The 19,694-nt window shown below is 34.0% G+C and carries 19 protein-coding genes; 8 read left to right on the top strand and 11 right to left on the bottom strand.

The window, feature by feature from the left end; all coding sequences use genetic code 11:
* The first annotated feature begins 5 nt into the window (after positions 1 to 5).
* Positions 6 to 1,256, top strand: coding sequence for a bifunctional glucose-1-phosphatase/inositol phosphatase (gene agp / locus H3T96_RS07125; protein WP_144092017.1), 1,251 nt, complete (start codon positions 6 to 8; stop codon positions 1,254 to 1,256).
* Positions 1,257 to 1,387: 131 nt separating this feature from the next.
* Here the strand turns inward: agp and H3T96_RS07120 are convergent, their stop codons facing one another.
* The 8 genes from H3T96_RS07120 to gatA form a co-directional block, all read right to left on the bottom strand.
* Positions 1,388 to 2,044, bottom strand: coding sequence for an HAD-IA family hydrolase (locus H3T96_RS07120; protein ID WP_144092018.1), 657 nt, complete (start codon positions 2,042 to 2,044; stop codon positions 1,388 to 1,390).
* A 1-nt stretch (position 2,045) separates the two neighbouring features.
* Positions 2,046 to 2,900: a tagatose bisphosphate family class II aldolase gene (locus tag H3T96_RS07115; RefSeq protein ID WP_086307892.1), complete on the bottom strand. Its 855-nt coding sequence runs from the start codon at positions 2,898 to 2,900 to the stop codon at positions 2,046 to 2,048.
* 19 nt (positions 2,901 to 2,919) lie between these two features.
* A complete protein-coding gene (locus H3T96_RS07110; protein WP_144092019.1) occupies positions 2,920 to 3,864 on the bottom strand; it encodes a hexose kinase in 945 nt (314 codons plus the stop codon).
* A gap of 187 nt (positions 3,865 to 4,051) precedes the next feature.
* Positions 4,052 to 4,825, bottom strand: a complete 774-nt coding sequence (locus tag H3T96_RS07105; RefSeq protein ID WP_065738271.1) for a DeoR/GlpR family DNA-binding transcription regulator — start codon at positions 4,823 to 4,825, stop codon at positions 4,052 to 4,054.
* A gap of 93 nt (positions 4,826 to 4,918) precedes the next feature.
* A complete protein-coding gene (locus H3T96_RS07100; protein ID WP_144092020.1) occupies positions 4,919 to 5,962 on the bottom strand; it encodes an alcohol dehydrogenase catalytic domain-containing protein in 1,044 nt (347 codons plus the stop codon).
* Positions 5,963 to 6,062: 100 nt separating this feature from the next.
* Positions 6,063 to 7,445 carry a PTS galactitol transporter subunit IIC gene (locus tag H3T96_RS07095; protein WP_144092021.1) on the bottom strand — a complete coding sequence of 461 codons (1,383 nt, stop codon included), beginning with the start codon at positions 7,443 to 7,445 and terminating at the stop codon, positions 6,063 to 6,065.
* Between the two features lie 4 nt (positions 7,446 to 7,449).
* Entirely contained in the window at positions 7,450 to 7,734 is a 285-nt protein-coding gene (gatB, locus tag H3T96_RS07090) for a PTS galactitol transporter subunit IIB (protein WP_065603261.1), read from the bottom strand.
* A 20-nt stretch (positions 7,735 to 7,754) separates the two neighbouring features.
* On the bottom strand, positions 7,755 to 8,204 hold the full coding sequence (gatA, locus tag H3T96_RS07085; RefSeq protein ID WP_144092022.1) for a PTS galactitol transporter subunit IIA: 450 nt from the start codon (positions 8,202 to 8,204) through the stop codon (positions 7,755 to 7,757).
* Positions 8,205 to 8,522: 318 nt separating this feature from the next.
* On the opposite strand from gatA, the gene H3T96_RS07080 reads away from it, so the two are divergent.
* Both H3T96_RS07080 and edd read left to right on the top strand, forming a co-directional pair.
* Positions 8,523 to 9,023 (top strand): gluconokinase, GntK/IdnK-type, encoded by a 501-nt coding sequence (locus H3T96_RS07080; RefSeq protein ID WP_065739123.1) that lies wholly within the window; start codon positions 8,523 to 8,525, stop codon positions 9,021 to 9,023.
* A 31-nt stretch (positions 9,024 to 9,054) separates the two neighbouring features.
* The gene (gene edd / locus H3T96_RS07075; protein ID WP_086326032.1) at positions 9,055 to 10,860 is read left to right on the top strand and encodes a phosphogluconate dehydratase; all 1,806 of its coding nucleotides are present in this window, start codon (positions 9,055 to 9,057) and stop codon (positions 10,858 to 10,860) included.
* 106 nt (positions 10,861 to 10,966) lie between these two features.
* Here edd and H3T96_RS07070 read toward each other — a convergent pair whose 3' ends face one another.
* A complete protein-coding gene (locus H3T96_RS07070) occupies positions 10,967 to 12,688 on the bottom strand; it encodes a thiamine pyrophosphate-dependent enzyme (RefSeq protein ID WP_144092023.1) in 1,722 nt (573 codons plus the stop codon).
* 249 nt (positions 12,689 to 12,937) lie between these two features.
* On the opposite strand from H3T96_RS07070, the gene H3T96_RS07065 reads away from it, so the two are divergent.
* The 3 genes from H3T96_RS07065 (at position 12,938) to fmt (ending at position 16,337) form a co-directional block, all read left to right on the top strand.
* Positions 12,938 to 14,815, top strand: coding sequence for an SLC13 family permease (locus H3T96_RS07065; protein WP_086326036.1), 1,878 nt, complete (start codon positions 12,938 to 12,940; stop codon positions 14,813 to 14,815).
* A 113-nt stretch (positions 14,816 to 14,928) separates the two neighbouring features.
* The gene (locus H3T96_RS07060; protein WP_065738263.1) at positions 14,929 to 15,231 is read left to right on the top strand and encodes a hypothetical protein; all 303 of its coding nucleotides are present in this window, start codon (positions 14,929 to 14,931) and stop codon (positions 15,229 to 15,231) included.
* A gap of 140 nt (positions 15,232 to 15,371) precedes the next feature.
* Positions 15,372 to 16,337: a methionyl-tRNA formyltransferase gene (fmt, locus tag H3T96_RS07055; protein WP_144092024.1), complete on the top strand. Its 966-nt coding sequence runs from the start codon at positions 15,372 to 15,374 to the stop codon at positions 16,335 to 16,337.
* A 43-nt stretch (positions 16,338 to 16,380) separates the two neighbouring features.
* Here fmt and tehB read toward each other — a convergent pair whose 3' ends face one another.
* Positions 16,381 to 17,241: an SAM-dependent methyltransferase TehB gene (gene tehB, locus H3T96_RS07050; RefSeq protein WP_144092025.1), complete on the bottom strand. Its 861-nt coding sequence runs from the start codon at positions 17,239 to 17,241 to the stop codon at positions 16,381 to 16,383.
* Between the two features lie 193 nt (positions 17,242 to 17,434).
* Here tehB and fabI point away from each other — a divergent pair, with 193 nt between their 5' ends.
* On the top strand, positions 17,435 to 18,223 hold the full coding sequence (fabI, locus tag H3T96_RS07045) for an enoyl-ACP reductase FabI (RefSeq protein ID WP_086325947.1): 789 nt from the start codon (positions 17,435 to 17,437) through the stop codon (positions 18,221 to 18,223).
* Between the two features lie 148 nt (positions 18,224 to 18,371).
* Here fabI and ppnP read toward each other — a convergent pair whose 3' ends face one another.
* Complete coding sequence (gene ppnP / locus H3T96_RS07040) at positions 18,372 to 18,665, bottom strand: pyrimidine/purine nucleoside phosphorylase (RefSeq protein ID WP_039131519.1); 294 nt, start codon at positions 18,663 to 18,665, stop codon at positions 18,372 to 18,374.
* 337 nt (positions 18,666 to 19,002) lie between these two features.
* Between ppnP and slyD the strand changes: the two genes are divergently transcribed.
* A complete protein-coding gene (gene slyD / locus H3T96_RS07035; protein WP_086325948.1) occupies positions 19,003 to 19,572 on the top strand; it encodes a peptidylprolyl isomerase in 570 nt (189 codons plus the stop codon).
* The last annotated feature ends 122 nt before the right edge of the window (positions 19,573 to 19,694 follow it).

The following is a 19,694-nucleotide window of genomic DNA, read 5'->3' as shown; positions in this document are numbered from 1 at the left end:
TATTTATGCGAAAATTAAAAATAATATTAGGTCTGTCTTTTGTTTTATCTTTTTCTGCACAAGCAATAGAGACATTAGACAATTATACTTTAGAACAAGTAGTCGTATTTAGTCGACATGGTTTAAGAGCTCCTCTTGCCAGTCCAACAAGCACGCTTGGTAAAATTACACCCAATCAATGGCCACAATGGGATACTCCTGCCAGTTATTTGACTACTCGCGGCGGGGTATTAGAAAGCTATTTTGGTCATTACTTTAGTGAATGGTTGGTTGATAATAAACTTTTAACCGAAAATACCTGCCCAAGTGAAAATGAAGTGTATATTTACACCAACAGTTTACAACGTACTATTGCAACGGGTCAGTACTTTACAGTTGGTGCTTTTCCTGGTTGTATTGTACCAATTATTCATAAGGAAAAATTAGGTACTATGGATCCCGTATTTTTTCCTGTGATTAGTGATGATAATCCTGAATTTAAACAAGCAGCAATCACTTCAATCAACCAAACTGCTCATGCGAAAGGTATTGAAGGGTTAAATCAAAAACTTAATAACACCTATCAAGATCTGTCTAATATCATAAATTATACCCAATCAACTAATTGTTTGGTCGATAAACAGTGTGATTTTACCGATTTACCAACCAAAATTATTATTGAAAAAGGCAAAGAACCCGGCATAACCGGTCCCCTTCGAACAGGGACATCAATCGCTGATGCTTTTATTTTACAATATTATGAAGGCGCTCCATTGCAAGATATTGCTTGGGGAAAAATAAAAAACAATAAACAATTTGAACAATTAGTTGCGATAAAAGAATATTACAATACTATTTTATTTGGTTCACCCGTTATTGCTAAACAGGTTGCCGCAAATTTAATTAACTATATTAATCAAACTTTCTCAGAAAAAAATCATACCAAATTTACTTTTTTAGTCGGTCATGATTCAAATGTAGCATCATTATTTTCAGCACTAAAAATTAAATCTTATACACTACCTGATCAATTTGAAACGACACCAATTGGTGGCAAAATAGTGTTTCAAAAATGGCGTGATAATCATAGTGGTGAAGCGTTGATGAAAATTGAATATTTTTATCAATCAACCGATCAAATCCGAAATTTAACCCAATTAAATCGTAACAATCCACCCCATAAAGTAACGTTAGCAATGGAAAATTGTCCAACTAATACAATGGGTTTTTGTTCATTTTCGACCTTTAAACAAATCATCGGCAATATAAATAAATAATGCATAACTCCATTGATAATATGTTCAAATCAGGCAAGTGTTGAACATATTATCAATAATTACACGGCAAAAATACTTTGGGATTAAACTATTACTTAATTAAAGCAATAAATAAGTTTATCAATTATGTTTTATATATTGCTTTTTAATATTTCAAAATCGTTCTCGTTTAATTTTTTTATTACTAGCTCGTCAAAAGAATCAATATGTATCATACAATTATTATCAAATGAATTAGGACAGTTGACACTAATAATTTGACATTGTGCATTAAATGCAGATTCAATACCTGCTTTAGAATCTTCAAAAACAATACACTGATCAGCAGGTAATCCAAGTAATTTTGCTGCATGTAAGTAACCGTCAGGAGAGGGTTTAGTATTAATGACCATCTCACCTGTAATAAAAACTTTTGGTTTAGTTACATTGAGAATAGCAAAACGAGAATTAGCTACTTTTTTTGTACCTGAGGTTACAATTCCCCAAGGGATATTAAGTGAATATAATTGCCGTAAGAAATGACTGGCTCCAGATATTTCATCAATATCTTTTATATCTTGAGTCTCTAATTGTTCCATCCAACGATACTCTTGTTCGATAAAACTTTCTGGTTTATTAGGCAAAAATAGTTTTATATTATCGATAGCTTTACGACCATGAATGGTTTTTAATACATATGAATGATTAAGTTTATGACGATCAGCAAATACTAACCAGCAGCGCTCAACTGCTGGTAATGAATTGACTAATGTTCCATCTAAATCAAATAAAATACCCTTTGCTTGCATACTATAATTTCCCTGCACTACCACAAATACGAATCTTTTCTTCAACAATTTTTTTCATTGCTGATTTAGCTGGTTGCATATAATGCCTAGGATCATTAGCATCAGGATGAATTTTAAAATCTTGTTTTAAAGCATCAGAAAAAGCAATTTTTAATTCTGTTGCGACATTCACTTTACAAATACCCAATGAAATAGATTTTTTCACCATTGTTTCTGGAATACCCGAAGCACCATGTAGTACCAAAGGAACTTCAACTTTGTCACGTATTTTTGCTAACCGTTCAAAATCAAGCTTAGGTTCCCCTTTATATAAGCCATGAGCAGATCCAATTGCCACAGCTAAAGAGTCAATTCCTGTACGTTCTACATACTCTTTGGCTGCATCAGGATCGGTAAATGCGCTTTCTTTATCATCAACAACCAAATCGTCTTCCTGCCCTCCTAAACGGCCCAGCTCAGCTTCAACACTTGCGTTATATTTATGGCTAAATGCCACCATTTTACTGACAATATCAATGTTTTCTTCAAATGGATAATGAGAAGCATCAATCATAATTGAACGAATACCTTCCTCGATTTTAGTTTTAATATCACTCAGGTTTTCATGATGATCTAAATGTAACGCAAATGGAAAATGATGGATTTGTGCCGCAGTTTTACAAATATTGATCAAATACTGTGTGCCGGCATAGTTATACGTTGCTGGTGTTGCTGCAAGTATGACAGGCGATTGCATATCTTTTGCTGTATCAATTACAACTTGAATTGTCTCAAGGTTGTGTATATTAAAAGCGGGAACGGCATAATGTTCTCGCTGAGCTTTTTTTAACATCTCTTGACTGGAAATAAGATACATAATTTACTCCTAATTAACCTTATGATTTATATATTTTTTTAACTTTAACTTGTTGATAGTATTGGTCATAGTTACTCATATTGACAAAACCTGTCTGTGATTCCATCGTATTTAACATACCCATCGTCATAGCTCGTTTCAGCATACTGTCTACTGATTCGCTTTCGTGTAAACTTACCGCAAGACCCGCTAATGTGACATCACCTGAACCAACGGGATTAACTACATTAATTTTAGGAATTGTGACTTGATAAAATTGGTCATGACAACGAGCAAACGCACCCTTTTTACCTAACGAAATAATAATGAAAGGAATATCATCTAGCAGAGGATGATTAAGTGCTCTAATTAATGAATTGTTATCACTGTCATCAATATCCATTTGGATGACTTGTTTTAATTCTTCTTTATTGGGTTTTATTAAATAAGGTTTATGTTCGGAAACGAGTGTTGCATGAAGCATTTTTCCAGAAGCGTCAAGCAAAACAGGGATTTGATGCCTATCGGCTTGTTCAATTAAACTTACATAAAAATCGATGGGAAAACCCTGAGGTAATGATCCGGAAATGGTCACAAGATCTGCTTTCTCAAGCAACGTTTGATAGTGTTTTAAAAAAAGATTAGCGTCCTGAAGCTCTAACACAGGACCTGATTCTAAAATTTCGGTTTGGTTTCCTTCATGTAAAATGGCAATACAGTTTCTTGATTCCTGCTTTGTTATATAAAAATCATAATCAATATTATCTTCATCTAATTGTTTTTGGATATAATTCCCAGTTGTTCCACCAATAATACCAGAGGCTAATACTGATATATTTGAAAATTTAATTCCTCTAGTAACATTAAGCCCTTTACCGCCAGCGGTCTTTTTTACATTAGATACCCGATTAATATCATTAATAATTAATTTATTTAATGGGTATGATATATCCACCGAAGGATTCATCGTAATTGTTAATATCATATTCTCACCTACAAATTAATATTGTTGGGAGAAACAACAATCTTAAATGATCACTTTTTAGATAGAATTCATTTTAAGCAAGTATGGAAACAATTCATAAATTATTAAACTGTAATTCGTTATCTTTTAAAAAACGTTAGATCAATTAAACCTACTTTAATCAGGTACCCTATTATCAATCGAAATATTAAACAGCGATTAAACTAACTCCCTGTTTTCCAAATTCCTGCTTACATTTACCATCAACATTGATATCTGTAATAATAGTATTAAGCTTATTTAGTGGTAAAACCACATTAATGCCATTTCGTCCAAACTTAGATGAATCTAGCACTGCAATTACTTTTTTTGCGGTATTAGCCATCACACTGCTAATTGTGTACCCTTCATTAAAGGTTGTTATTCCTCGTTTTGCATCTATACCATCTGCACCAACAAATAAAATATCAGCAGAGATACCATCTAACGATTGCTCAGCAATTTTTCCGTGAAAAGATCGGGTTTTATGCCTAAGTGTCCCACCACACATAAATAACATTATGTCGCTATTATCAGAGAGTATAAAAGCAGAGGTAAGACTATTTGTTATAACAGTAATGTTTTTTAATTTAACCAGCTCTTCGGCTATTAACATAGTAGTACTACCACTATCTAAAATAACAGTATCGCCTTGTTTAACATGTTTTACTGCTTCAATTGCAATTCGTTTTTTATCTTCAATAAATCGCTGATATCGTTCTTCTAACTGCAACTCTTTAAATGACTTTATATCATTATTATTGATGATTTTTGTTGCGCCACCATGAAATCGTGTTAGCTCACCTTGTTTCTCTAATAGTCGAAGATCTGTTCTGATAGTGACTTCTGAAACCTCATATTGTTCCGATAAATCACTGACTAATACTGTTCCTTTCATATTAAGAAATTCTATTATCTGTTGACGTCTTTCACTTGCATTCATATTATTTCCTTTTTCGAAAATTTTTAAGCAGTGTATAACAAACAAAATCAAAAGATAAGCTTTCATTTTTCATAGTTAATCTACAGCAAACTTTTAACTGCAATTTAATAAAATTTTGCCATTCATTGAATGCCCATTTAAATCGCTAACTTTATGAATAAATGTGTTAAAATCACCAATCACAGCGATTAATTCATTAAGATTTATTTTACCTTCTACAAAAAACTGACTTACCAATATCCATTCTTCACCGGGCCATGGCGCAGAATAGTTCATCCAACTTCCTAAAATTTGTAACTCTTTTCGTAAAATAAGACCGAACGTTTTTTCTGATAAGGTAAAATCATTATGGAGAGTACCAACCAAGCCCACTTTAGATCTAGGGCCAGCAATTTCAATGGCTAATCTGACAGTAATTGGCGAACCAGCTGTTTCTAATACAATTTGATCAAAACGATTGTAAGATAAAGCTTGATAAATTTCATCAGAACTAAGATTTTTAGAGTTATAAGTAGCATCAGCACCTAGTCGTTTTGCAAGATTTAGTCGTTCATCATTAATATCTAAAACGGTAATAGAACTCGCACCCATTGCCTTGGCACAAAGCATAGCAAGCAGACCGATTGTTCCACCGCCAACAATTACGACATGTTTATTTTGGCAGCCACCCGCTAATAATAGTGCGTGCATTCCAACTGTCATCGGCTCAAAAAAGGCGCCTTCAAGAGCACTTACCTGTTTTGGTAATTTAAATGCATTTTTTTTATTTAATACAATATATTCAGCAAAACCTCCTGTTATTCTTGAACCCACAAAAGTATAATTTTTACAAAGTGAATAGTAATGCTTTTGGCACTCATCACATTTAAAACATGGTAACAATGGTACACAAGAAATTAAATCACCAATGTCAAACTCAGTTACATCATCGCCTATTTCAATGACAGTGCCACTAAATTCATGTCCAAGCGTAATAGGGTAAAAATGTGCTCCATGATGGAAGATTCTAGGAATATCGGATCCACATAATCCACAATAAGCAACTTTTACTAAAATTTGATCTGGAGATGTAATTTTGGGTATGTCAATATCTTCTATAGATAGAGATCCCCCTTCATTGACAATAACCGCTTTCATTTTATTTTCCTTAATTAGTAATCAAATTATTTTGAGAGATGACTTTCACTGCTTATTCAGTGAAAGCCTTAAAACTACATTTATTTATACGATTTATGGGCTATTTTTTTATTTCACCTGATTGTGCTATTTGTTGTTCTTTTAAAAATAGCTCATATCTTTTAGCTCGCTTCCATGTTAAAAATAGGCAGAAGAGGTAAAACAATCCAATAAAAGCAAAGCCAATAGGTTGTTTTAAGTTCACTAGCTGAACCATAATATAGGTAATTGGTGAGCCACCTTGATCCATTGCTCCTACACTAATACTACTACCATCAGTGACAGTACCGGCATTGATTGCTAGTTGAGTTGTCAAAGGAACCATTTGTGTAGCAATCCAAAGCGTGATAGCAATAATGATTGAACCTGAAATAATGATTCTGAACAAATTACCTTGATGAACAGCCACACCCATTGCGATAAAAAAGCCAATAGTAGCTAAATCACCAAATGGTAAAACTTCATTGCCTGGTAAAATAATGGCAATAAAAATACTTAGTGGTATGAAAATTAAACTAGCAGAAACAACTGTTGAATGTCCTAATAATAAGGCAGGATCTAAACCAATGAGAAAATCTTGTCCACCAAATTTTGATTGTAGATGTTTACGAGCTTGTTTAGATATTGGTGTTAAGCCATCCATAATCGGTTTAATTACACGTGGCATTAATAACATTACCGCAGCTGTCTGAATAGCGAGTTGTAATGTTTCTTTCACACCATATCCAGCTAAAAGTCCTAACATAATGCCCATAAATAAACCAACCGTTACTGGTTCACCAAACGCACCAAACCGTTTTTGCATATCTACAGCATTAAAATTAATCTTATTAATCCCTGGTATTTTTTCAATTACAGCATCGACAAACACCGCAATTGGACCACAATAAGCTGATGTACCATGAGGAACGGCAATCCCTTCAAGTTCAAAAAACTCTTTAGTATCTTTAGAAAACCAATCACCTAATTTATACGCAATAATGGCATGAACAATAACACCTGCAATACCTAACCAGTAGGAACCTGTTGCAATATAAACAAGTGCCCCAGAGAATGTCATATGCCATATATTCCAAATATCGACATTAACGACTCGTGTTAATTTTGCCAATAACATGACAATATTCACTGCGATCGCAATAGGTATCGCAACCAAGGCTATTTGTGATGCCCAAGTCATCGGCGCAGCACCTGGCCATCCAACATCAACCACATTCAAACTGATATCAAATCTTTCGGCCATAGCTTGAGCAGCTGGACCAACTGAACTTGTTAGTAAACCAACAACTAAACCAATACCAACAAATCCTATACCAATATGAATGCCCGCTTTTAAAGCATCACCCACTTTCATTCTTAATGCTAATGAAAATAGAATAATGACAATGGGTAACATTACTGATGGACCAAGATCCAAAATGTACTGCATAATTTCAGTAAACATAGATTTATCCTTTCAATATAGATAAAATTTTATCTTTTAGCTGATCTATCCCAACACCTGAAACAAAAGGCATGCCATGTACAATTGGAATATCACCAAAAGTCTGATCCATTCTTGCTGTAGTACAAATTAAATCGACATCATCAATAAAGGTGTTAATTTCATTAATCCGACATTGAATAAGATCTAATTCGATATTATTTTCTTTACATAAATCTTTTATCTCTTCTGCAGCTAAAGTTGATGTTGCAACTGCACCACCACATGCAACAATAATCTTCTTTTTCATAATGCCTCCTAAATAACTTTTTAATTAAATATCACTTTACTAAAACGCTCTGTAATTTCATCTTGTGGCGCTTTTAATAAGAAGTGATAGAATTTTTTATTTTGTAAATTTGAAAAAAGTGCTTTCAACAAATCAAGTTGATCTTCAGGGGAAGTTACAACTAATGAAATAATGAGGGAAACATCAACAGTACAGTCATCATCAGCTCGATTAAAAGCGACTGGACTTTGAGTGCGAATAATAAAAATTGCGGGTGTATTAGCATGTTCAGCCTCACAATGTGGAATCGCTACAGCATAACCATCAAGGGCAATACCTGTTGGAAATAAAGCTTCTCTTTCAATTAAAGCTTTTAAATGGCTCTTTTTGACAATTTTTTTTTGCTGTAAATGCTCACTAATATAAGTTAATACTTCTTGCTGATTGTCAAATTTGAGCTTGTCTTCGAAAAGAAGCTGACACTTGTTCATATTTAATCTCCATTGTTGTACTTCTATTAAATTCTTTCATTTTACTTTCGAAAACAAAATATATAACGAAAGATTATTTACTTTCGAATTAAAAAGCAAACAGACTTTTATATTTTTGTGATCGAAATCTATTTTTTAAAATAAAGATCAAAACTTAATTTCGTGATTATTTATGTTTATGAGGAAAAATATGATCATGATCACAAAAAGGAGTTTTTTAAATTGAAAAAAAAACCTAATATGTAAAAATGTTACCCGTAACAACATTTCAATTAAGGAGCCACTGTGACGAAAAATAATAAACAAGTTTTTGTATTAATGGGGGTTTCTGGCAGTGGTAAATCCGCAGTTGCCAAACAAGTTTCATACAACCTTGATGCAGCATTTCTTGATGGTGATTTTTTACATCCTAAAGCGAATATCTTAAAAATGCGTAGTGGAACACCATTAAATGACGAAGATCGTTTTCCTTGGCTTAATTTGATTAGTAATGCCGCATTTGCAATGAGCAACGTTAATGATATTTCTATTATCATCTGCTCAGCTTTAAAGCGAAAATATAGAGATATCATCCGTGGCGAAAACGAAAATGTACACTTTATTTATTTAAAAGGTAGTTATGATGTAATCGCTGATCGTTTAGCAAAACGAAAGGGGCATTATCAAAAAACAGGGATGTTGCAATCGCAATTTGACACTCTTGAAGAACCAGCCGCTGATGAAAAAGATGTGTATATCGTCAATATAGAACAACCATTAGAAAGAGTTGTGCATGATACCCAACAAGTTATATGCACTATATGCCAGCGCGATAAATAGAATATAAAATAAAATTATACAAGAGGTTAATGTGAATCCAACTGTCAAAAATGTAACACAGCGAATTATTGAACGTTCCAAAGCTACTCGCACAGCCTATCTGCAAAAAATAGAAGATGCAACACTTAATAAAGTCACCCGCTCTAAATTACCATGTAGCAATTTAGCACATGGTTTTGCAGCTTGCTGTATTGAAGATAAGAATGATTTAAAAAATATTTTGAAAAGTAATATCGGTATTATTAGTTCTTACAACGATATGCTTTCAGCGCATAAACCTTATGAACTCTACCCTGAACAAATTCGCAAAGTATTAAATGAAGTTGGAGCCGTTGGACAAATGGCAGGGGGAGTACCAGCAATGTGTGATGGAGTAACTCAAGGTGAGCCAGGAATGGAGCTGTCATTAATAAGCCGAGATATCATTGCAATGTCGGTTGCTGTGGGTCTTTCACATAATATGTTTGATGGTGCATTATATCTTGGCATATGCGATAAAATTGTACCGGGTTTATTAGTTGGAGCTTTAACCTATGGTCATCTGCCCGCAATTTTTGTACCCGCAGGACCAATGCCATCTGGACTATCAAATAAAGAAAAAGTTCGTATTCGTCAACTCTACTCTGAGGGAAAAGCCTCGCGTGAAGATTTATTAGAGTCAGAAGCTGCATCTTATCATTCTAGTGGTACTTGTACTTTTTATGGAACAGCAAACAGTAACCAAATGGTGATTGAATTAATGGGATTACACTTGCCAGGATCTGCATTTGTCAATCCAGAAACAGCTTTACGTTTCGAATTAACCAATGCAGCAGCTAAACAGATTACTCGCCTGACTAAGCAATCAGGTAATTATATGCCTATTGGAAAAATGGTTGATGAAAGAGTCATCGTTAATGGCTTAATTGCATTACTTGCAACGGGTGGTTCAACTAACTTAACAATGCATATAGTGGCAATAGCTAAAGCTGCCGGCATTATTGTTAATTGGGACGATATTTCAGAACTTTCAACAGTCATACCACTTTTATGTCGAATTTATCCAAATGGGCCTGCTGATATTAACTATTTTCAAGCTGCAGGTGGGACTTCATTATTGGTTAGAGAATTACTTGAAGGTGGTTTATTACACGAAGATGTTGAAACGGTTGTGGGACGAGGATTGAGCCATTACATCAAAGAGCCAATTTTAGAAAATGGTAAACTTATTTTCCGAGAGGGTCCAAATCAATCATTAGATGAAAATGTTATTACATCAATAAAAAAACCTTTTAATTCACATGGTGGATTAAAAGTAATGTCAGGCAACATTGGTAGAGCAGTAATGAAAACTTCAGCTATTGCTCCAGAACATCAGATCATTGAAGCTCCTGCCGTTGTCTTTAATAGTCAATATGACTTAGATGATGACTATAAAGCCGGCAAGTTAGATAAAGATTGTGTAGTAGTAGTTCGTTATCAAGGCCCTAAAGCAATCGGTATGCCTGAACTGCATAAATTGATAACACCATTGGGAGTTTTGCAAGATCGAGGATATAAGGTTGCTTTGTTAACCGATGGTAGATTATCAGGGGCATCAGGTAAAGTACCGGCAGCAATACATGTAACACCTGAAGCCTATGATGGTGGCTTATTAAGTAAAATAAAAAATGGAGATATGATAAGAGTTAATGGACAGACTGGCGAAATAACGTTATTAGTAGACGAGACAGAGCTAGCTAAGCGCCAACCTCATCGCTTTGATTTATCAAATTCACATATTGGTTATGGACGAGAACTGTTTACTATTATTCGGGAAAATTTAACTTCTGCTGAAGAAGGTGCAGTAAGTTTCTAAATTAATAGTTCTGCCGCAATATGCGGCAGAAATCAGTAAAAATATACTGAAACGTACCCTTAACCTGAAACTTTTTGACAAAAATTATTAATAATAACTTTATAAATTATTTCTTGATAAAGTTATCAACCAATAAATTCATTACATCACCTATTTTCCCACTCAAAGAAGCTTTCATACTATAAAGTGCCATCCCCATGACTTGCGAAGCCTTTATCTCAGGTGGCATAACAAGTTCATCCGTACTGGTTTTAACGTCCAAAAGCGCTGGACCACTATGGGTTAAAAATGATTGCATTGCAGCTTCAAGTAAATCTGAATCATCAACTCTTATTGAAAATAATCCCATCGATTCCGCTACTTTGGCAAAATTTGGATTCTGTAAATCAGTATAGTGATTAACCAAACCCTCTACTTTTTGTTCTAATTCTACAAAGTTAAGTGAACTATTATTAAGTACAATTATTTTTATCGGTAATTTTTCTTGGATTGTCGTTAATAAATCGCCCAATAACATACTAATACCACCATCACCTGATAAGGTGATCACTTGACGATTAGGAAACGCTTTTTGAACACCTAAAGCTTGTGGCATAGCATTGGCCATGGTGCCATGTTTTAAACTAATTACAGTTCGTCTTTTGCCATTAGTATTAAAGTGTCGACAAGCCCAAACCATAGCCGAACCAACATCGGCACAAAGCACAGCATCATCGGTTGCATATTTATCAATTAATTCAGTTAAATATTGGGGATGGATAGTAGATTTGGAGGGTAATGCTTTTTTATTCAACTTATTCATAGCACTACTATACAATGTTCGGCATGTTTCTAAAAACTTAGTATCATGCTTTTCGTTAACTAAATGTAACAAAGCAGCTAAAGTTGGTTTACTGCTACCAACAACACCAACATTTACTCGATGACGTCGTCCTAAGTGAGTTGCATCAATATCAATTTGAATAATTGTGGCATTATTTGGATAAAATTGAGACCACGCAAAATCAGTACCAAGCAGAATAAGAACTTCACACTCTTTAATTGCCATCGTTCCTGATTTAACACCAAACATTCCAGTCATACCGACATTATATGGATTATCATATTCAACAAAATCTTTACCTCTAGAGGTATGTACAATAGGAGATTTTATTTTTTCGGCAAATGCAATAAGCTCATTATGAGCATCATATACGCCTTGACCAGCAAAGATGGTCACTTTTTGATTTTTATTTATAATATCTGCAATTTCAGCCAACTCTTTATCTGATGGGCGTATTATTGGTTTAGGATGATAAATCTTGTGACCACATTTATCTTCTACTTTCTCTAAACTAATATTATAAGGAATCACCAACACCGCAACACCGCGTTGATTAATAGCTGCTTGAATAGCCGCAGTAGTGATTTCTCTTACTTGAGTAGCATCACTAATTTCCCGACAAAATACAGAACAATTTTTATATACTGCTTCAAAATCAACTTCTTGTGGAAAATCGTTTCCTTGTTGCGAAGTAATTAACTGACTCGCTAATAAAATAACGGGTACTCTATTTCTTTGTGCTTCATAAATACCATTAATAAAATGTAAACTACCGGGTCCACAAGAACCAGCACAAGCGGTAATTTGATCGGTAAGATAAGCCTCTGCTCCAGCAGCAAAAGCACCAACTTCTTCATGGCGTACATGAACCCACTCAATACCACTTTTTTTAATAGCCGAGGTAATTTGATTTAATGTATCGCCTACAATACCATAACAATGTTTAACACCTGCTTCACCTAAAATATCAACTATAATTTGTGCAACTGTTTTCTTTGATGACATATTCTCTCCTAAACAAGGGTTATCGGTTGAATAAGTTAATTTCAGTAAATTACACCTAAGTTTTGTTAAAGCGAATGAGTTATGAAAAAATAGCAAAAAATGTTAAATAGGTAATAAATGATCAATTATTGTTAAATAAACAGCAATAGAAAATATTCCCTATTACAATAAATCAAGGTATTATGTATAAAATAAAACCTACTTCATTGAGTTATTTTTGTGAAAAACTTGTCATCTGAGCATGGCTTAATGTCATTTACTGCTGCTTTTTTGCCTGATTATTTAACCCAATATTATCCTCTCATCATTGTTTGTATATTGCTATTTATTGCCATTATCTTATTTTCACTTAGCAAGTTAAGAATGGACATAATTGCACTACTTACCATTACGGCTATCACCATGACAGGTGTGTTAACGCCTGCTGAAGCACTATCTGGATTTAGTGACCCCAATATTATCTTAATTGCACTACTTTTTGTTATTGGTGAAAGCCTAGTAAGAACGGGTATTTCATACAAGATGAGCGAATATATTCTGAAAATAGCTGGCCAAAATGATATTCGTATTATCACTTGTATCATGTTAGGCGTCGCTTTACTTGGCTCAGTGATGAGCTCAACAGGCGTTGTTGCTATTTTTATTCCTGTTGCTATTAGTATTGCTAATCATACAGGTATTCATGTAAAAAAACTAATGATGCCTCTTTGTATTGCAGCATTAATTAGTGGCATGATGACATTGGTTGCCACCGCCCCCAATCTAGTAGTAAATAGTGAACTAAGTCGTGCCGCACTTGAAGAGTTTGGATTTTTCTCAATTACGCCAATTGGTATTGGTGTTTTAATTGTTGGCGTTATTTATTGTATATTAACACGCAATTGGTTGCTTACTGCAGAACAGGTTACACCAACTAATATTCAACCACAAAGACGAAAAATAACTGATTTAATTCGAGACTATAAATTAATTGGTCGTGCTCACCGCGCACAAATACTGGCCGGTTCGCCTTTTGTAGGACGAACGATTGATGGTTTACACTTGCGTACTAAACATGGTGTTAATGTTATCGGTATTGAACGTTGGCGTAAATTTCATAAAGTATTAATACCAGTAAATGGTTCAACCGAATTTCGTGAAAATGATATCTTATTATTAGATATGTCGCATTCAGAAGCCGATTACCGAACATTTCTGACAACAAATAATCTGGAACCTAAAATTTTACGCGGTGAATATTTTTCTGAACAAGTTAAAGAAGTTGGCATGGCCGAAGTTGCACTACTACCAGAATCAACACTATGTGGTAAAACACTCAATGAAATAGATTTCAGAGGAAAATACTTTCTAACAGTAATTGGTATTTGGCGCAATCACGCTCCAGTTGAAACAAATAACTTATTCCAAGAACGTTTAGAAATGAGTGATACATTATTGGTCTGTGGAGATTGGGGATCAATTCAAAAACTGCAGACACGTACTAATGATTTTGTGGTCTTAGATTACCCTGCAGATATTGACGATATCGCTCCTGCAAGCTCACAAGCCCCCGCAGCTTTAATAAATTTGGCGATAATGATTCTATTGATGGTAACAGGTATTGTACCAAATGTCGTTGCTGCACTTATTGCCTGTCTATTAATGGGAGCTACTCGTTGTATTGACATGGCCAATGCTTATAAATCCATTCATTGGCCAACATTGATTTTAATTATTGGGATGATGCCTTTTGCTGTAGCTTTAAATAAAACGGGAGGAATTTCGCTAATATCTGAATGGCTAGAAATTCATCTACGATCTTTTGGTCCATACATAGTATTAACCTTTATCTTTTTATTATGCTCAACAGTAGGGTTATTTATTTCTAATACTGCAACTGCAATTTTGATTGCTCCAATCGCAATTGATTTAGCAGTAAAATTTAATTATTCACCTTATCCTTTTGCCATGACTGTCGCCATTGCAACATCTGCGTCATTTATTACACCTGTTTCTTCGCCAGTTAAAACCATGGTTGTTGCGCCTGGTGGATACAGTTTTATTGATTTTGTTAAAGTTGGCGTACCATTAACATTTTTGGTGATGGTAGTAGACATTGCTCTAGTACCTATATTTTTTCCATTTTAAAAATTAATGATGTTTTGATTGCTTATAACAAACGTTTTGTTAAAATTTATTGGTTGAAAAATATATTATTAAAAATAATTAATTGAATTATAGGAAGATAAAGGTGTTAAAAAATGAGTGATATCATACAAACTATTATGGCTCTTATCGTTGTTGCCGCTATTTTTATCGGTTTAGCAACATTTGTTGGACTTATGAATAAGCTTTATTGCCAAAGAATTATAAAACTTGTTGAATCAGGAGAAATGAGCGATGAGGAATTAACAAAAAACTACAATATGTCCAAAAAAAATCAAGATAATACAATGTGGGCATTTTTTATATTTGGGATCTTTTATCAATATGGTTTAAAATTGCAACATAAAGTTTTCGATACCTATAAAGAAGCAATGATTAAACGTAACCTACCTTTATAATTTTGCTACTAATTTTATACAACACAACCCTATATGATAATAAGGTGCTTTCAGTAATAAATAATAGCACCTTTTTTGTTTAAAGATTCTCAACGAAATTTCAACTATAATCATTATTTTTTATTATGGATATAAAACTTATGCAACAGACAACTAAACCGTTAAATATTATTTTTGCCGGTACGCCTGACTTTGCAGCCACTCATTTAAAAGCATTAATTGACTCTAATCATAATGTGATTGCAGTTTTTACACAACCTGACCGTCCTGCTGGACGTGGCAACAAAGTAACAGCCAGTCCGGTTAAACAATTGGCGTTAGAAAATAATCTTCCGATTTATCAACCGGCAACGCTTAAATCATCAGAAGATCAAAAAATCATTAGTGATCTTAATGCTGATATTATGATTGTTGTAGCTTATGGATTGATTTTGCCACAATCAGTATTAGATACGCCAAAACTTGGCTGCTTAAATGTGCATGGTTCGTTATTACCAAGATGGCGTGGAGCAGCCCCAATTCAACGAGCTTGCTGGGCTGGTGATAAACAAACTGGTATAACCATTATGCAAATGGATGCAGGCCTTGATACTGGTGATATGTTATATAAACTAAACTGTAACATTGAACCAACTGATACAAGCGCTTCATTATACGATAAATTGGCTAAACTTGGTCCAAAGGCCTTACTCAAAACACTAGATTTAATCAGTGAAGGCAATATTCACCCTGAAAAACAAGATCCTTCGCAAGCGACTTATGCTAAAAAACTGTCAAAGCAAGAAGCCAAATTAGATTGGCATCTTTCTGCCCAGCAACTTGAGCGCTGTGTACGAGCCTTTAATCCTTGGCCTGTAAGTTATTTTGAAGTTAATAATGAATTGGTTAAAGTATGGCAAGCACAAGCTATTGCAATTAATCACAATAAACCTGTTGGTACCATTTTGCAGGCAGATAAAACTGGAATTTGTATTGCAACCAGTGAAGGAGCATTAAATATGACACTGCTACAACCTGCGGGTAAAAAACCTATGTCAGCACAAGATCTATTAAATTCTCGTAAAGCTTGGTTTGAGGTTGGTGAAAGACTCAATGTAAACGAATAACAATTTAAACATATTAATATTACGGGATGCTATCCTGTAATATTTATCGTTTTTTAGCTAAAAGTGTAGCAAATCTTAATTTAATTCGATTACCATAAATATCCGTTTTGTGTAATTCACCAACATCTTCGTTATACTTTAAAATATCCCAATTTTGATAGTAATGAAGCAATTCTTTCTCTTTAAATGTGAATGAAAATCCAACCTGACAAGGATAATCTTCAGTCGACATAGCACAAACAATTAAATTATATCCACCTGATTTAGTAACTAATTGCATATTATCAATAATGTCTGCAATTCGGTCTGATTGTAAAAACATCATAACTACAGTAGAAATAATGAAATCATATTCACCTTGTAAATTAGCTTGGTTAATATCATAAACATCAGCATTAATGCGAGGTAAATGCTCACTATTAATAATTTGCTCTAAATTATTTATACTTAATTCGGATTTATCAACTGCATCAACATCAAACCCTAACAGCTGTAAATATAGAGAATTACGTCCAGAACCACAACCAAGATCGAGTGCTTTTCCAACCGGTACAATATGGCAAGCAGATATTACTTCAGAATGTGTTTTTGTCATTTGATACTTTTTATGTGTATAGTCTTCGGGTTGACAATAAAAAGCTAATTGACATTGTAAATCATCAGAAACTTCAGCAATACGATGCCATTGCTGAGGTGCGATAAATGGAGGTTGGTGTTGTATATCGTAATGGTGCCGAGTTAAAACTTCACCTTGTTCAGTTAATAACTCAAAATCTAAATAACCAGCAATAATTGTCAATTTTGCCCATGTTCCAACTTGTGTATTGTGTTGTTCGCAAAACATTTGTGGTAGTGTTTTAACATTCCAAACGGGTAACGTTTTATAACAAACTAAATTTTCCATAATAATTTCACCATTTACAAACAATAATAGTTTACTATTATAGTCAACTATTAATAAAATTAACAACGCTTGTTTTAAGCTATGGATCTGAAAACAACCAATCAAAAAATGAATTTTTGTGGCGAAGTTAACTTTATCAACATATAATCATCACTATCCTAAACTATATAGTAAAAATATTAGAGGAAAAATTATGGGATTTTTAGTAGGTAAGCGCATACTAGTTACTGGTGTTGCCAGTAATCGTTCTATTGCTTATGGTATTGCACAAGCTATGCATCGTGAAGGGGCTGAATTAGCTTTTACTTATCAAAATGATAAATTAAAAACACGCGTTGAAGAGTTTGCAGCGGATTTTGGTTCTAAAATCGTCTTACCATGTGATGTGTCACATGATGAAAGCATCACTGAACTTTTTACTGAATTAGCAAAAACATGGGACAAATTTGATGGATTTGTGCATGCAATCGCTTTTGCTCCTGGTGACCAATTAGATGGTGATTATGTTAATGCGGTTACGCGTCAAGGGTTCGCTATCGCACATGATATTAGTTCTTATAGCTTTGTTGCTATGGCAAAAGCATGTCGATCAATGTTAAATCCAAATTCAGCATTAGTAACACTTTCGTATCTTGGTGCTGAACGCGCAATTCCTAACTATAATGTAATGGGATTAGCTAAAGCTTCACTTGAAGCAAATGTTCGTTATATGGCAAACGCCATGGGACCAGAAGGAGTTCGTGTTAACGCAATTTCAGCAGGCCCAATTCGTACACTTGCCGCATCAGGCATTAAAGACTTCAAAAAGATGTTATCTCACTGCGAATCGGTTACTCCTATTCGTCGTACAGTAACAATAGAAGATGTAGGTAATTCAGCAGCCTTTTTATGTTCAAACCTTGCATCAGGAATTACTGGTGAAGTGGTACACGTCGATGGCGGATTTAGTATCGCAGCAATGAATGAGTTAGAACTTAAATAGTTCCCAATACCGTTATTCTCCCGTGAAATTACGGGAGAATATTTCATAGCAAAATAAAAATCAGCTAAAAAACGGATAGTCGCTTATATTTATGTCTACCACCAACTAAAACTGATGAATTAAATATTGCAAAAATATTATGGGAAATTTAATATTTTGCTAAATATCGACACAAATAAGCAGTAGGTTCTACAACTACAACATCAAATTGGCTTTCTCCTGCGATATGGAAAACCTGCCCTACTTCAAAAATCTGCCAATCCTTTGCTGTAGGTAATAGTACTTTTAATGAACCAGTAATCACGGTCATTTCTTCTGGTTTGTCGGTGCTAAAAATATACTCACCAGGTAACATTACTCCAATAGAAGCTTGACCAAGAGAGGCATTTTGAAAACCAATGGACTGCACTTTACCATTAAAATATTGATTTATATTTAACACAATCACTCCTTATCATTTTTAGTTAGTTTCAAATTTTTAATTAATTAAATAAGTCATCTATAAATTATTTAATTACAACTATGAATGATTAATTTCTAAAACAGAATAACTTTAATTTAGCAATGACAGATTTATACAAAACAATATAAAATATTAGTAGACATATTACAAATATTAACCAATTTAAGCATCGCTTTTTCAAAAAATCTTACTGAAGATTCAAAAGGAATCTTCTAATTTTCACCTCAAATTTTTTCAGAAGAAAATAGCATACAGATTAGATTTTTTCCGTTAAAATCTACCTTAATTTGCTCAATAAAAGTTTATTGGAGAAAAAATGAAAATAGCAAAAAATAAAGTTGTCAGTTTAGCTTTTCAAGTTCGAACTAAAGATGGTGTACTGGTTGATGAAGCAACTAAAGCCGCACCTTGTGAATATTTGCATGGAGCAGAAAACTTATTACCAGATTTGGAAAAAGCATTAGAAGGTCGTCAAATCGGTGATAAATTTGATGTTGAGCTAATTAATGCTTATGGTGATTTTAATGATGCACTTGTACAAAATGTTCCACGAGATGTTTTTGTTGGTGTAGATGAATTAGAAGTTGGTATGCGCTTTTTTGCTGATACTCAGCATGGACCGCTACCAGTGGAAATAACAGCAATTGATGGAGATAATATCACTATCGATGGCAATCATATGTTAGCAGGTCAAGATTTGAAGTTTACCGGAGAAGTATTAGCTATCCGTGAAGCAACAGAAGAAGAAATTGCTCATGGACATATTCATGGTGAACATGGTCACGATCATGGACATGACGGTTGTGGCTGTGGTGGACACGATCACGAAGAAGATGATAATCAAGGTTGTTGTGGTGGTGGCCACGGTGGTTGTGGTTGTCATTGATTTTTTCGATAACGATTATAATATTCTAAAGCGCCATTATGAAGTGACCCCATAAAGTTGGACACTTTTATTAAGCGGCTTGTAAGGCCTGATTTCGATATTCAACCGGAGTCAGGCCTTTT

It is taken from the genome of Gilliamella sp. W8136 (assembly GCF_016101285.1).
Lineage (GTDB): Bacteria > Pseudomonadota > Gammaproteobacteria > Enterobacterales > Orbaceae > Gilliamella > Gilliamella apicola_N.
This window is presented reverse-complemented; position numbering and strand designations above follow the sequence as displayed.

Excerpts from the sequence above, each read along its gene's own strand:
- H3T96_RS07100 (WP_144092020.1), bottom strand. The coding sequence starts at position 5,962 with ATGAAAGCGGTTATTGTCAATGAAGGGGGATCTCTATCTATAGAAGAT.
- H3T96_RS07110 (WP_144092019.1), bottom strand. The coding sequence starts at position 3,864 with ATGATATTAACAATTACGATGAATCCTTCGGTGGATATATCATACCCA.
- H3T96_RS07065 (WP_086326036.1), top strand. The coding sequence starts at position 12,938 with ATGTCATTTACTGCTGCTTTTTTGCCTGATTATTTAACCCAATATTAT.
- slyD (WP_086325948.1), top strand. The coding sequence starts at position 19,003 with ATGAAAATAGCAAAAAATAAAGTTGTCAGTTTAGCTTTTCAAGTTCGA.
- gatA (WP_144092022.1), bottom strand. The coding sequence starts at position 8,204 with ATGAACAAGTGTCAGCTTCTTTTCGAAGACAAGCTCAAATTTGACAAT.
- H3T96_RS07080 (WP_065739123.1), top strand. The coding sequence starts at position 8,523 with ATGGGGGTTTCTGGCAGTGGTAAATCCGCAGTTGCCAAACAAGTTTCA.
- agp (WP_144092017.1), top strand. The coding sequence starts at position 6 with ATGCGAAAATTAAAAATAATATTAGGTCTGTCTTTTGTTTTATCTTTT.
- fmt (WP_144092024.1), top strand. The coding sequence starts at position 15,372 with ATGCAACAGACAACTAAACCGTTAAATATTATTTTTGCCGGTACGCCT.
- H3T96_RS07120 (WP_144092018.1), bottom strand. The coding sequence starts at position 2,044 with ATGCAAGCAAAGGGTATTTTATTTGATTTAGATGGAACATTAGTCAAT.
- H3T96_RS07095 (WP_144092021.1), bottom strand. The coding sequence starts at position 7,445 with ATGTTTACTGAAATTATGCAGTACATTTTGGATCTTGGTCCATCAGTA.
- H3T96_RS07070 (WP_144092023.1), bottom strand. The coding sequence starts at position 12,688 with ATGTCATCAAAGAAAACAGTTGCACAAATTATAGTTGATATTTTAGGT.
- gatB (WP_065603261.1), bottom strand. The coding sequence starts at position 7,734 with ATGAAAAAGAAGATTATTGTTGCATGTGGTGGTGCAGTTGCAACATCA.
- fabI (WP_086325947.1), top strand. The coding sequence starts at position 17,435 with ATGGGATTTTTAGTAGGTAAGCGCATACTAGTTACTGGTGTTGCCAGT.
- H3T96_RS07060 (WP_065738263.1), top strand. The coding sequence starts at position 14,929 with ATGAGTGATATCATACAAACTATTATGGCTCTTATCGTTGTTGCCGCT.
- tehB (WP_144092025.1), bottom strand. The coding sequence starts at position 17,241 with ATGGAAAATTTAGTTTGTTATAAAACGTTACCCGTTTGGAATGTTAAA.
- H3T96_RS07115 (WP_086307892.1), bottom strand. The coding sequence starts at position 2,900 with ATGTATCTTATTTCCAGTCAAGAGATGTTAAAAAAAGCTCAGCGAGAA.
- H3T96_RS07105 (WP_065738271.1), bottom strand. The coding sequence starts at position 4,825 with ATGAATGCAAGTGAAAGACGTCAACAGATAATAGAATTTCTTAATATG.